The organism is Yersinia alsatica (genome assembly GCF_902170305.1).
Lineage (GTDB): Bacteria > Pseudomonadota > Gammaproteobacteria > Enterobacterales > Enterobacteriaceae > Yersinia > Yersinia alsatica.
This window is the reverse complement of sequence record NZ_CABHWW010000008.1, coordinates 83,222-95,819: the sequence shown is the minus strand read 5'-3', so window position 1 is coordinate 95,819 and position 12,598 is coordinate 83,222. Positions and strand designations below refer to the sequence as shown.

Genomic DNA, 12,598 nt, shown 5'->3' with positions numbered 1-12,598 from the left:
AAAACCACGGATGAAGTCTTCTATTGTTGCCAAACTGGAAGCGTTACAAGAGCGCCACGAAGAAGTGCTGGCGCACCTTGGCGATGCCAGCGTTATTGCCGATCAAGACCGTTTCCGCGCGTTATCTCGTGAATATGCGCAATTGACGGATGTCACTCGCTGTTTTAAAGAATGGCGCAGTGTGCAAGATGACCTCGAAGCGGCAGAAATGATGCTCGAAGATCCTGAAATGCGTGAAATGGCACAGGAAGAACTGAAAGAAGCCAAAGCTCGTAGTGAAGAGCTGGAACAGCAATTACAACTGTTATTGCTGCCAAAAGACCCTGACGATGAGCGCGATTGCTTCTTGGAAATTCGTGCTGGAACCGGTGGCGACGAAGCAGCTATTTTTGCCGGTGACATGTTCCGCATGTACAGCCGTTATGCCGAAGCGCGCCGTTGGAAAGTTGAAATCATGAGCGCCAGTGAAGGTGAGCATGGCGGTTATAAAGAGGTCATTGCCAAGGTTTCCGGTGACGGCGTCTTTGGCCAGTTGAAGTTTGAGTCCGGCGGTCACCGTGTGCAGCGTGTACCAGAAACCGAATCGCAAGGCCGTATTCATACCTCGGCCTGTACCGTTGCGGTGATGCCAGCTATTCCTGAAGCTGAAATGCCAGAGATCAATGCCGGTGATTTGCGTATTGATACCTTCCGCTCATCAGGTGCCGGTGGTCAGCACGTTAACACCACGGATTCGGCCATTCGTATTACCCATATCCCAACAGGGATTGTGGTGGAGTGTCAGGACGAGCGTTCACAGCATAAGAATAAAGCTAAAGCGATGTCAGTGTTGGGGGCGCGTATCCGTGCCGCAGAAATGCAGAAGCGTCAGTTGGCGGAAGCCTCTGAACGTCGCAACCTGTTAGGTTCTGGCGACCGCTCAGACCGCAATCGTACCTATAACTTCCCACAGGGGCGTGTCACTGACCATCGTATCAACCTGACACTGTACCGTCTGGATGAAGTGATGGAAGGCAAATTGGATATGTTGATTCAGCCAATTGTGCAGGAATATCAAGCTGATCAACTCTCTGCGTTGTCTGAGCAAGACTAATGGATTATCAGCAGTGGCTGTCGTTAGCGGCAGCCCGTTTTAACCAGAGTGACAGCCCGAAGCGCGATGCCGAGATCCTGTTGAGTTTCGTGACAGGGCGTGCGCGTACCTATTTGCTGGCTTTCGGTGAAACCGTGCTGACCGCGGAACAATTAGCTGTATTAGAGCCATTGGCTGCTCGTCGTGAACAAGGGGAGCCGATAGCATATTTGGTCGGGGAGCGCGAATTCTGGTCGCTACCATTGAGTGTTTCCTCCGCCACATTAATCCCGCGCCCAGATACCGAATGCTTGGTGGAACAGGCATTGGCTCATCTACCCGCCACTCCTTGCCGCATTTTGGACTTAGGTACCGGCACCGGTGCCATCGCATTAGCTATCGCCAGCGAACGCCCAGATTGCTCAGTGGTTGGCGGCGATATTAAAGCCGATGCTGTGGCACTAGCCCGCCATAATGCAGAAAAACTTGCCATCAATAATGTGTATTTTCTGCAAAGTAGCTGGTTTGAGTCAGTGAGCGGGCTATTTACGCTGATTGTCAGTAACCCCCCTTATATTGATGCTAATGACCCCCACCTTAACCAAGGTGATGTTCGCTATGAACCGCACAGTGCACTGGTGGCCCCTGCTGAAGGGCTGGCTGATTTGGCTGAGATTATTCGCCAGTCGCCGGCATATTTAGAGGCGGGAGGCTGGTTGATGCTGGAGCATGGTTGGCAGCAAGCCGGGGCGGTACAGAAATTACTTAAGAATGCGGGATTTAGTGCTGTAATGACGCATAAAGATTATGGTAATAATGATCGTGTCACACTTGGGCAGTGGCGGTTTAATCAAGAAAATTCCCGTTAAAATCGAATTTCTGTACTGAATACATAAATAGCGATGAATAATTAACATATGCCCAACGTCACGAGTAAGGCGGCTGAGATGGCTGCAATACCAATCAAAATGGGTAAAATAAGGAAGCGAAGTCATGTGGATTGATTACATCGCCATGAAGTATTTGCATTTACTCACGGTGGTCATCAGTATTACGCTGTTTGTACTACGTTTCTTCTGGAAATGTCGTGGTTCAGCTATGATGGACAAACGCTGGGTAAAGATAACGCCACATATTAATGATACGCTGCTATTTGTCAGCGGCATTGTATTGATCTTTATTACCGGATTTTATCCTTTCAGTCCGCAAGGAACATGGCTGACTGAAAAGCTGTTTGGCGTTATTATCTATATCCTGCTTGGCTATGTTGCATTAGGTAAGCGAACCCGCAGCCAGAAAAGTCGCTGGCTGGCCTTTATACTCGCATTGGGTTGCCTGTATTTAATTGTCAAACTGGCAACAACTAAGTTACCACTGCTGATGGGATATCTATGAGTCGCATTGCTGATTTCGAATTTAACAACGCGTCCCTGTGTGAGGGGGTGCTACTGGTTACCCAGGAGATTCGACAGAATTTTCCACTGGCTGATGTGCGCAATCAACTGCAACAGCTGGTCGATGATGCCAAGGCTGCGATGCCCGAGGGGCTCAATCAGGATCAGCAATTAGAAGTGCTTATCGATCTGTTTTACCACCAATGGAAATTTGGTGGTGCAGGTGGTGTTTATCGTCTGTCTGATGCTATCTGGCTGGATAAAGTGCTGGATAAACGGCAGGGGACTCCGGTGTCGCTGGGGGTTATTTTCTTGCATATTGCACATCAGCTGGACTTGCCGCTGATGCCAGTCATTTTCCCAACCCAATTAATTCTTCGTGCCGACTGGCTCGATGAAGAGATGTGGCTGATTAACCCACTGAATGGTGAAACACTGAACGAGCATGTGCTGGAAGTGTGGATCAAGGGTAATCTGGGGCTGAGTGCCGAATTGGAAGATGAAGATTTGGAAGAAGCGGAAAATACCCTGATTGTACGCAAAATGCTCGACACACTAAAAGCGGCATTAATGGAAGAGAAGCAGATGGAGCTGGCCTTGCGGGCCAGTGAAGCGGTATTGGCTTTTGATCCCGATGACCCATATGAAATCCGCGACCGTGGCCTGATTTATGCCCAACTGGATTGCAATCACATTGCTATCTCGGATTTAAGCTATTTTGTTGAACAGTGCCCAGAAGACCCTATCGCTGAAATGATAAAAATGCAGATCCACTCCATTGAACAACAGCGAGTGACGTTGCACTGATTCTCTTTTCTATAGCGGATGTGGCGCAGCATCGGCGACAGGATTCTTGCGTTATTTGTTGCGGTTAAGCTGCTGTTATTAATCTCGATTTACCCTTTATAAAGGTATTAGTATGAAACAGAAAGTGGTTAGCATTGGCGATATCAAGGTAGCGAATGACCTGCCTTTCGTGCTGTTTGGTGGCATGAATGTGCTTGAGTCCCGTGATCTGGCGATGCGCATCTGCGAGCATTACGTAACTGTGACCCAAAAACTGGGTATTCCTTACGTTTTTAAAGCCTCGTTTGACAAAGCCAACCGTTCTTCAATTCACTCTTACCGTGGTCCAGGCCTGGAAGAAGGGATGCGAATTTTCCAGGAACTGAAACAGCAATTTGGCGTAAAAGTCATCACTGACGTGCATGAAGCCAGTCAGGCTAAGCCAGTATCCGAGGTGGTCGATGTTATCCAGTTACCGGCATTTTTGGCGCGCCAGACCGATTTAGTCGAAGCGATGGCCCGCACCGGTGCGGTTATCAACGTTAAGAAACCTCAGTTTGTCAGCCCGGGCCAAATGGGCAATATCGTTGAGAAGTTCAAAGAAGCCGGTAATGACCAGGTTATTCTTTGCGATCGCGGTAGCAATTTCGGTTATGACAACCTTGTGGTTGACATGTTAGGCATCAATGTCATGGTGCAAGCAACGGGCGGCCACCCGGTGATTTTTGACGTGACCCATGCTTTACAATGCCGTGATCCGTTTGGTGCTGCATCTGGCGGTCGTCGTGCACAAGTTGCGGAACTGGCTCGTGCGGGCATGGCTGTTGGCTTGGCAGGGTTGTTCATTGAAGCACACCCAGAGCCAAACAGCGCTAAATGCGATGGCCCATCAGCACTGCCATTAAACAAACTGGAACCTTTCCTGGTGCAGATGAAAGCGATTGATGATTTGGTCAAAAGCTTCCCAGAGCTAGATACCAGCAAGTAACTTAATATTTTCGGTATTTAGCGTGAATAAATAAAAGGCAGTGTAGATAACTACACTGCCTTTTTTGATCGCCGAACAAGAGTGTCAAACGGGTTAAGCTTTGGCGCGTAAAACGTCCAGGGCCTCTGGCAATGAGCCATAGAAACTCAACTTGCCCTCAATTGGCTGCACTCTAGCTCTTGCCAGCGTCTTCAGCGGCTGGAAAGGTATATCTGTGATGATGAGTTGCTGATGTTCATTCAGCGCCTCAGTGAAGCGCAGGAAGGCATTTAGACCCCCCGCATCCAGCACCGGCACGGCATCCCATTGCAGAATAATCGTTTCGTAATGTTCACTACGGCTCAATAACTCGCTAAATATGCGCTCAGCCGCGGCGAAAAACAGCGGCCCGTTAACCCGCAATATCAAGGTGTGCTCATTCATTTCTGCCGGTATTTCACTTAAGCGCGTCATGCGGGCGATACGGCGCATGAATAGCAATGAGGCCAATACAATCCCCACAGTGATAGCAATCACCATGTCGAATAAGACTGTCAGGCTCATACACAACAGCATCACGATGATGTCGTCTTTGGGGCCACGCCGCAGTAAATCGACAACTTTGTGCGCCTCACTCATGTTCCAGGCCACTATCAACAGTAAAGAGGCCATGGCAGCTAACGGCAGATAAGACAGCATCGGCGCCAGAACCAGTAAAGCTAGCAACACCAGTAGGGCATGGACAATGGCCGATACAGGTGACGTTGCCCCGGCGCGGACGTTGGCCGCTGAGCGCGCTATGGCGGCGGTGGCGGTGATGCCACCAAAGAATGGTGCGACCATATTACCCAATCCTTGCCCAACCAATTCACTATTTGAATGGTGTTTTTGCCCGGTCATGCCATCAAGCACCACCGCGCATAACAATGACTCAATCGCCCCTAACATGGCCATCGAAAAGGCCGCCGGCAGTAGTGCAGAGAGAGTGGCCCAGTTCAGGACAAACTCTTGCCCGTTGGCAGCTGGAAGGTGCCAGGGAAGGACAAACTGCGGCAGAATAGGGGGGATGCCGTGGCCTTGAGTACCATCAGCCAGCAAATAGCCAAAACGTGAGCCGATAGTGGCAACCTGATGATCAAACAGCGATAACAGGCCCATAACGGCGGTGCCAGCAACCAATGCAGGTAAGTGACCCGGTAACTTTAGTTTTAATCGTGGCCACAAAATCAGCACCATCAATGTGACAGTGGCAATTAACGTATCACTGAAGTTAATGGTTGGCAGTGATTGTGCGAGAGCTGCAACTTTGCCAACATAGTTTTCCGGCACTTCCTCCATGTGAAGGCCAAAGAAATCCTTCACTTGCATGGTGGCAATGGTGATACCGATCCCCGAAGTAAAGCCGAGGGTCACTGACAATGGAATATATTCTATTAAGCGCCCTAGTCGGCCTAATCCCATGCACAGTAAAAATATCCCCGATATTAATGTGGCCAATAATAAACCAGCCAAACCAAATTGCTGTGAAACGGGATAAAGAATAACCACAAAAGCGGCAGTCGGGCCAGATACGCTATATCGCGAACCACCACTAACAGCAATAACGATCCCGGCGATAGCCGAGGTATATAAGCCATATTGTGGGGGAACACCACTGGCAATCGCCAGTGCCATAGCCAATGGGATGGCAATAATACCGACGGTGACACCGGCAATTATATCTTTGATAAGCCTTTGAAATGTATAGGTTTCTCGCCAGCAAGCGTCAATAAGCGCGCTGAACGGCCTAATGCCGTTAATTCCGTGCGTTTTCATCTAAGGTGCAAACCAAATAAAGAAAAGACAAAATAAATGGCGGGCCAATATGGGTCCGTCTCGAGTAGCTAATAACAACGATACGCCAATTCGCAGGATGAGATCTAGATGTATATCAATCTCTGGCGGAAAAGTAGATAACCGTCCGTTTTATAAAGTGGTTTAAATGAACAGATTCACAGCTGGCAAGAGAATTTACGCTATCAGCAAATGAAAAGTAGCTATTATGCTCTATAGCACTGTTTATCCACCTCAAGTACCAGAAACTGAATAATAAGCATTAAGAGCTGATAAACCTGGCGCTGTTGGATGAGAATTAAGTGATTAGGAGATATCTTGTTACCTGAAGAGAGAGGCAGGCCGCATAATGAAATTATTCAGGAATAAAGGCTATCTCACAGCTAAGATCTAGATTAGAAACTAGAGCCATTGCCAAATTGAATGTTTAGGAATTGCAATGAATAACTTAAAATTAAAAAGCGAACTAATGTTAGTCGCCAGTTGGCAACATCAATATCGGTCAGAATCAACATATAAAATTCAAAGGACTGATGCTACGCCATGAGTGAATTAGAATCTCTGTCAACGTTATATCGAGATGCTTGTGTAACCTATGCGACACTCTCTATTAGTTATTTTGCCTTAAGTAAAAATAGCGCTTTTTCTTACGATGGTGACATTTGGAAACGCATCGTGTTTGGCTTTGCTTCGGGGTTGGTTTCACTCTATCTCAATCAAGACCAGTGGATTATTTCCGGGTCATTCTTCTACAGCTTCGAGCTTATCCCAATTATTTTGGTTACCTTTTATGGTGGCTGGCTCAGTAGTTTGACTGCGCTGGTGATAAACTTTGCTTTTACCGGCTGGATTACGCTAGATAACATTTTAATAACAATAGCTTTTATTCCTCTTTTATTCTCTAAGGTATGGGAGAAAAAGAGTAATCGCATATTCTACATGACGATTATTTTAATCGCGATTTACAGAATGATCGCCGCTTTATTACTCGTACCGCAATCACTTACCTGGACTCAGGTCATGGTATATCAGCTGATTTCTGTGCTCTGTTTGGCTATTTGTTATCATGCGTTGAATTTTAAAGAGCGCCATATTTACGCCTATTTTTCGATGAAGAACCGAGCCAATACTGACAAATTAACGCAATTAAATAACAGAGCCAGCGTCGATTATCGGCTGACGGCAATTCATAACAGTCGTCAGGCATGTGGCCTGATGATTTTAGATCTTGACCATTTTAAATCCGTTAATGACACCTATGGACATAACGGCGGTGATATTTTGCTGACGGCGGTTGGCAAGTTATTGATGTCAGCTATCAGGGATGAGGATTTTGTCGGCCGCTATGGCGGGGAGGAGTTTATTATTATCACTCATCGTCATGAACCACAGGCTATTAAAGCCGTTGCTGAGCGCATTCGACAGCGAGTTGAGGACTTAACGGTAGAATTGTCTGATGGACGGACAATAAAGGCGACCATTTCTATTGGCGCTTCACTTTATCTACCGGGAATGTCGATGCTAACAGCACTGAAAATGACCGACGAAGCACTGTATCAAGCTAAGAATCAAGGCCGTAATCAAGTGGTTTATAGCCGCTTAATGCCGTTTTCTCCACTGGGGGATCGCACGGTGAAAGAGAAGCGCCGCCGCTAGTCATAACGGAGCAGCAACCAGATGGGGCAGCAAAGAAAAAGGCCCTGACTTTCGTCAGAGCCTTTCGCTCGAATATGGCGGTGAGAGAGGGGTTCGAACCCTCGATACACTTACGCGTATACACACTTTCCAGGCGTGCTCCTTCAGCCACTCAGACACCTCACCGTACGTTACCGCGCTATGCACTGCAACGGGGCGGTACTATAGTGACCGGCAGCCTGATGGTCAAGCAGTATTTATTCGTTGTTTGTCATCTGGTTATTCTGCACTCATATAGAAGAATTCGCAGGCGAATTATGCCTACTTAACGCCAATATCTGGCTGCGGACGGGGAATCCACCATCACATAATCTGCTCCCAGCGTGTCAGCTAACTGGTAGTCTTTATAGGAATTGACCCCCATTAATAGCACTTTGGTGTCTTTGTTTATTTTAAAACATGCCATGGCTGGCTGATTCCAAATCAACTGTGATCGTGATGAGCCTCTACCAAGGGTATACTTTTCGACCACTCTGACATCACGCTTTAATTCAAAGGCATGATACTTATCAGGCTCATTGACCAACATATCCTCGGGGATTTTAGTGATTTTGCAGTCATTGGCCATAATGACATTAGTGAGAATTCGGCGGGTCAAATTTCGAGTCTCAAATTTATTAATATATTCCGGCAGGGCGGCCAAATATTTTTTCTCGGTAGAGTAAAATGTCACTCTATCGAAAGAATGCGTCTCTTTTATCAGCTTATCAAGTATTCCAGCCATGATAATGGGGGCGGTATCAGGTGATTTAATATCCAGAAAAAACTTTGCGTCCGGATAGGACAGAATTGTTTCTCGCAATGAAGGTATCTTTATTCCTTTACCTCTATAAATATATTGGCCTTGAATATTAAAGGCATATGCAGCATCTAATTGCTGCAAGTCCTCCCAAGAGTAGTTGGAGACCGGGCCATTGCCATCAGTCAGTTCTTTAAGGTCACTGGGACGATATAATACCGGAATACCTTCTTTACTAAATTGGATGCTTAGCCATACAACATCGGCTTTATTATGTAGCGCCATACTGATGGCGTGATGGGTATTTTCTGGATGATCTGCTGTTCCGGCCCGGTGGGCGACAATCAATGGGGACGCAAATACAGAACTAAAACCGAATATGAATAATAGCGAACCAATATATAGCCTCATGCGTTATACCTTTGTAGTTTATATTTCAGGGAGATATAAACTACCTTGTAGCATGTAATTTGAGCCGCTAGCGCAATCAATTAATAACAGAGATTGTTCATAATCGATGAGGCGACTTGCTGCTTATGCAGAGTGGCATTTACATGGAATAGCCAAGGACGTTATGAGATAGCCCAATGTGTAGGGGAAGAAAAAATGAAAAAAAACGGCAATCTGATTAACCGCCTTGAGGGAAAACACCAAGTTTGTCATCGATTGCCGCTTATTAACTGCTTTAATATGGCGGTGAGGGAGGGGTTCGAACCCTCGATACGCTTACGCGTATACACACTTTCCAGGCGTGCTCCTTCAGCCACTCAGACACCTCACCGTGTTACTGCTATCAACCACGTTATCCGTCGTCGACCGGCGTAATGTAGGCAAAAGTGTGCCCAGCGTCAACCCTCTTGTGTGTGCTTTGCTGCTGTTTAGCTAAAGTTGCAGCAGTTTGCTGATTTCATCGGCATTTCTTGCGAGTAGCACTTGCATCTCAACGATAATCGCGGAAATCTAACAGGCACTTTCGCAAGGAGCTGGCAAATAATGAATATTATTTTTTATCACCCGTTTGTTGAAGCAAAACCGTGGTTATCAGGGCTGCAATCCCGTTTACCTACCGCGAAAATCAGGCAATGGCGACGTGGTGATACACAACCGGCGGATTACGCACTGGTTTGGCAGCCACCACAAGAAATGCTGGCAAAACGTGTTGAGTTAAAAGGGGTTTTTGCTCTGGGTGCCGGTGTGGATGCTATCTTGGATCAAGAGCGGCGTTATCCGGGAACATTACCTGCCGGAGTGCCATTAATTCGGCTGGAAGATACCGGGATGTCTTTGCAAATGCAGGAATATGTCGTTGCCAGTGTATTGCGCTATTTCCGCCGAATGGACGAGTATCAACTGCAACAACAACAGAAACAGTGGCAGCCCTTGGAACCTCATCAGCACGACCGATTTACCGTGGGTATTCTTGGCGCGGGGGTATTAGGTAAAAGTGTTGCCCACAAGCTGGCTGAGTTCGGCTTTACAGTACGTTGTTGGAGCCGGACACCAAAAAATATTGATGGTGTGGTCAGTTTTGCCGGTAAAGAAAAGTTGCCCGCGTTCATTCAAGGGACACAATTGTTGATTAACCTGCTACCGAATACCCCAGAAACTGCCGGGATCCTTAATCAGTCACTCTTTTCACAACTGAATGCCAATGCCTATATCATCAATATTGCCCGTGGGGCACATCTGTTAGAGCGGGACTTATTGGCAGCCATGAGTGCGGGTAAAATAGCGGCGGCGACATTAGATGTGTTTGCTGAAGAACCTTTGCCGTCAATGCACCCCTTCTGGAGCCATCCGCGGATTACCATTACGCCACACATTGCCGCGGTAACCTTACCCGAAGCCGCAATGGATCAAGTGGTAGCCAACATTCATGCTATTGAAGCGGGCAGGGAACCGGTCGGTTTGGTTGATGTGGCACGAGGATACTGATTCGTGGCGCTCCTGAGTTCACTGGGGTGATTGGCAGGTGAGGTTTTTAGCACTGTTGATGAGAAGAATTCCTGCTATCATTAGCGGACTATGCTTTGCCTGCAAAAAATCTATCTCGCCTTAAAAGACTTTGTGGAGTAGTCATGTATCCTGTTGATTTACATATGCATACCATCGCCAGCACCCATGCTTATAGTACCCTGCACGATTATATCGCCGAAGCTAAGCTGAAAAATATCAAACTGTTTGCCATTACTGACCACGGCCCGGACATGGCCGATGCTCCCCATTATTGGCATTTCATGAATATGCGGGTATGGCCACGGCTGGTTGACGGTGTTGGGATCTTGCGCGGCATCGAAGCGAATATTAAAAATCTGGACGGCGACATTGATTGCACTGGACCTATGCTTGATGCTGTCGATCTGCTGATTGCCGGTTTCCATGAGCCGGTGTTCCCGCCCCAAGATAAGGCTGCCAATACCCAAGCTATGATTGCTACTATGGCGCAGGGCAATGTGCATATCATCAGTCACCCCGGAAATCCTAAGTATCCCATTGATATTAAAGCTGTTGCTGAAGCCGCGGCTCACTACGATGTAGCTTTGGAATTGAATAACTCATCTTTCGCACATTCACGTAAGGGCAGTGAAGCTAATTGCCGTGCCATCGCTGCCGCGGTGCGAGATGCTGGTGGCTGGTTGGCGCTGGGTTCTGACTCCCATATCGCTTATTCATTGGGGATTTTTGAGCACTGCGAACGTATTATTGCCGAAGTGGATTTCCCACCAGAGCGGATTCTGAATGTCAGCCCACGTCGCTTACTGGATTACCTTGAGCAGCGTGGTCGTCCTGCTATCCCTGAGTTGGCTGAGTTATAGGTTAAATAGTGACGTTGTCACAAATGTGATTTTAAAATAGATAGAAACAGGAAGATGTAAATGAATGATTTTTCTCTGGTGTGCCGCATCCTCGGGTCACTGTTTTATCGCCAGCCACAAGACCCGCTGTTGGAACCTCTGTTTGCATTGATAAGCCAGGGGAAGTTAGAACAGCATTGGCCGCTGGAGCAAAGTGAATTACTGGCTCGCTTACAGCAAGAGTATCAACCTGAAGTGTTGAGTGCCGATTATAACGCGCTGTTCGTGGGTGACGAGCGCAGCGTTTCGCCTTATGGCTCTGATTACGAGGATGCTCGCCCTGAATCTGAGGTCAGAGCCTTCCTGCAACAGCGCGGTATGCCGCTGGGTGACGGGCCAACTGACCATTTTGGCGGGCTATTACTGGCGGCATCCTGGCTGGAAGATCAAGCGGCTGAAGATGAAGTTGCGGCACAAACTGCGCTGTTTAGCGACTATTTACTGCCATGGTGCGGCCGTTTTCTGGGTAAAGTTGAAGCTCATGCCACCAGCGGATTCTATCGCACGTTGGCACAGTTAAGCCGCGAAGCATTGCAGGCGATGTGGGATGAGTTGTCTGAGGCAGATAACCCGGAGGAATGATTTCGAGCTCCTCCAGAGTTAATCTGCTCATAATAAGCTGGGGGTAGGATTAGTCAGTCAGTGGGATGACTAATTGCCCCGGCTTAACTTCTAAACCTTTCGCCAGCTTTTTCGCCATTGCTTCCGCTTTACTCTTCTCACCGTCTAACACATAGGCCGGTTGTTGATCAAAATACGACTTCAACGACTGATTTAAATAAGGTGTCAGCGCTTTCATCACTGAATCCATCTTTTCCGGTTTGACCTGATAATCAGTCAGTTCCATATCTTTGAGGAAAATAGCGCCTTTTTTACGATCAAATGTTGGCTGTGCTTTTAAGGTCAGTGTCATATCAGCAGTTTGCGGGCCAAGGATCGAGGTGATATCCACTTTAGCATTGCCGGTTAATGTCACTTTACCGGGTTCGGCGCGGCCAATCTGGCTCTGCAATTGGGTCAGGGTAATATGAGCATCCACCAGACCCGGAATACCAATCTGTTTTTCGTAATTATTATGCTTTTGCAGATAGTCATTAACTTCCTGCTCGCTCAGGGTGTACTGCGTCAGTTGGTTGCAGCCAACCAGTGTTGCCGTCACTATCAGCGCCGCTGCGCCCCACATTAATTTATTCATTAAAGCCTCGTAGCAATATGTACTCATCACATCAAACAAAAAGAATTTGCCCAATAGTAACC

The 12,598-nt window shown here is 47.4% G+C and carries 12 protein-coding genes and 2 tRNA genes; 9 read left to right on the top strand and 5 right to left on the bottom strand.

What is annotated here, in order from left to right; genetic code table 11:
* The first annotated feature begins 10 nt into the window (after window positions 1-10).
* The 5 genes from prfA (at window position 11) to kdsA (ending at window position 4,240) form a co-directional block, all read left to right on the top strand.
* Window positions 11-1,093: a peptide chain release factor 1 gene (gene prfA, locus FTA96_RS04140; protein WP_050107278.1), complete on the top strand. Its 1,083-nt coding sequence runs from the start codon at window positions 11-13 to the stop codon at window positions 1,091-1,093.
* Entirely contained in the window at window positions 1,093-1,941 is an 849-nt protein-coding gene (gene prmC, locus FTA96_RS04135; RefSeq protein WP_145573219.1) for a peptide chain release factor N(5)-glutamine methyltransferase, read from the top strand. The genes prfA and prmC overlap by 1 nt, the downstream gene beginning before the upstream one ends.
* 124 nt (window positions 1,942-2,065) lie before the next feature.
* Complete coding sequence (locus FTA96_RS04130; protein WP_004708579.1) at window positions 2,066-2,467, top strand: SirB2 family protein; 402 nt, start codon at window positions 2,066-2,068, stop codon at window positions 2,465-2,467.
* Window positions 2,464-3,273, top strand: coding sequence for an invasion regulator SirB1 (gene sirB1 / locus FTA96_RS04125; protein ID WP_050107276.1), 810 nt, complete (start codon window positions 2,464-2,466; stop codon window positions 3,271-3,273). Before FTA96_RS04130 ends, sirB1 begins: the two co-directional genes overlap by 4 nt.
* A 112-nt stretch (window positions 3,274-3,385) precedes the next feature.
* Entirely contained in the window at window positions 3,386-4,240 is an 855-nt protein-coding gene (gene kdsA / locus FTA96_RS04120; RefSeq protein ID WP_050107275.1) for a 3-deoxy-8-phosphooctulonate synthase, read from the top strand.
* Window positions 4,241-4,333: 93 nt separating this feature from the next.
* Here kdsA and dauA read toward each other — a convergent pair whose 3' ends face one another.
* Complete coding sequence (gene dauA / locus FTA96_RS04115; protein ID WP_050122129.1) at window positions 4,334-6,034, bottom strand: C4-dicarboxylic acid transporter DauA; 1,701 nt, start codon at window positions 6,032-6,034, stop codon at window positions 4,334-4,336.
* Window positions 6,035-6,595: 561 nt separating this feature from the next.
* On the opposite strand from dauA, the gene FTA96_RS04110 reads away from it, so the two are divergent.
* Entirely contained in the window at window positions 6,596-7,708 is a 1,113-nt protein-coding gene (locus FTA96_RS04110) for a GGDEF domain-containing protein (protein WP_145573218.1), read from the top strand.
* Window positions 7,709-7,783: 75 nt separating this feature from the next.
* On the opposite strand, the gene FTA96_RS04105 is transcribed toward FTA96_RS04110, so the two are convergent.
* The 3 genes from FTA96_RS04105 to FTA96_RS04095 all read right to left on the bottom strand — a co-directional run bounded on the left by FTA96_RS04105 (window position 7,784) and on the right by FTA96_RS04095 (window position 9,267).
* A tRNA-Ser gene (locus tag FTA96_RS04105) sits at window positions 7,784-7,873 on the bottom strand.
* A gap of 139 nt (window positions 7,874-8,012) precedes the next feature.
* Window positions 8,013-8,897: a glycerophosphodiester phosphodiesterase family protein gene (locus FTA96_RS04100; RefSeq protein ID WP_050146438.1), complete on the bottom strand. Its 885-nt coding sequence runs from the start codon at window positions 8,895-8,897 to the stop codon at window positions 8,013-8,015.
* A gap of 280 nt (window positions 8,898-9,177) precedes the next feature.
* Window positions 9,178-9,267, bottom strand: a tRNA-Ser gene (locus FTA96_RS04095).
* Window positions 9,268-9,479: 212 nt separating this feature from the next.
* Here FTA96_RS04095 and ghrA point away from each other — a divergent pair.
* The 3 genes from ghrA to FTA96_RS04080 all read left to right on the top strand — a co-directional run bounded on the left by ghrA (window position 9,480) and on the right by FTA96_RS04080 (window position 11,923).
* Window positions 9,480-10,421: a glyoxylate/hydroxypyruvate reductase GhrA gene (ghrA, locus tag FTA96_RS04090; RefSeq protein WP_050318258.1), complete on the top strand. Its 942-nt coding sequence runs from the start codon at window positions 9,480-9,482 to the stop codon at window positions 10,419-10,421.
* 143 nt (window positions 10,422-10,564) lie between these two features.
* Complete coding sequence (locus FTA96_RS04085; RefSeq protein WP_050107270.1) at window positions 10,565-11,302, top strand: phosphatase; 738 nt, start codon at window positions 10,565-10,567, stop codon at window positions 11,300-11,302.
* 60 nt (window positions 11,303-11,362) lie between these two features.
* Window positions 11,363-11,923 carry a TorD/DmsD family molecular chaperone gene (locus tag FTA96_RS04080; RefSeq protein WP_050122136.1) on the top strand — a complete coding sequence of 187 codons (561 nt, stop codon included), beginning with the start codon at window positions 11,363-11,365 and terminating at the stop codon, window positions 11,921-11,923.
* A gap of 49 nt (window positions 11,924-11,972) precedes the next feature.
* On the opposite strand, the gene FTA96_RS04075 is transcribed toward FTA96_RS04080, so the two are convergent.
* Entirely contained in the window at window positions 11,973-12,536 is a 564-nt protein-coding gene (locus FTA96_RS04075) for a lipoprotein (RefSeq protein ID WP_145573216.1), read from the bottom strand.
* Between the last annotated feature and the right edge of the window lie 62 nt (window positions 12,537-12,598).

Bases quoted from the DNA above. Each gene is read 5' to 3' on its own strand.
- FTA96_RS04130 (WP_004708579.1), top strand. From the start codon at position 2,066: ATGTGGATTGATTACATCGCCATGAAGTATTTGCATTTACTCACGGTG.
- FTA96_RS04080 (WP_050122136.1), top strand. From the start codon at position 11,363: ATGAATGATTTTTCTCTGGTGTGCCGCATCCTCGGGTCACTGTTTTAT.
- kdsA (WP_050107275.1), top strand. From the start codon at position 3,386: ATGAAACAGAAAGTGGTTAGCATTGGCGATATCAAGGTAGCGAATGAC.
- prfA (WP_050107278.1), top strand. From the start codon at position 11: ATGAAGTCTTCTATTGTTGCCAAACTGGAAGCGTTACAAGAGCGCCAC.
- FTA96_RS04110 (WP_145573218.1), top strand. From the start codon at position 6,596: ATGAGTGAATTAGAATCTCTGTCAACGTTATATCGAGATGCTTGTGTA.
- FTA96_RS04085 (WP_050107270.1), top strand. From the start codon at position 10,565: ATGTATCCTGTTGATTTACATATGCATACCATCGCCAGCACCCATGCT.
- dauA (WP_050122129.1), bottom strand. From the start codon at position 6,034: ATGAAAACGCACGGAATTAACGGCATTAGGCCGTTCAGCGCGCTTATT.
- FTA96_RS04100 (WP_050146438.1), bottom strand. From the start codon at position 8,897: ATGAGGCTATATATTGGTTCGCTATTATTCATATTCGGTTTTAGTTCT.
- prmC (WP_145573219.1), top strand. From the start codon at position 1,093: ATGGATTATCAGCAGTGGCTGTCGTTAGCGGCAGCCCGTTTTAACCAG.
- sirB1 (WP_050107276.1), top strand. From the start codon at position 2,464: ATGAGTCGCATTGCTGATTTCGAATTTAACAACGCGTCCCTGTGTGAG.
- ghrA (WP_050318258.1), top strand. From the start codon at position 9,480: ATGAATATTATTTTTTATCACCCGTTTGTTGAAGCAAAACCGTGGTTA.
- FTA96_RS04075 (WP_145573216.1), bottom strand. From the start codon at position 12,536: ATGAATAAATTAATGTGGGGCGCAGCGGCGCTGATAGTGACGGCAACA.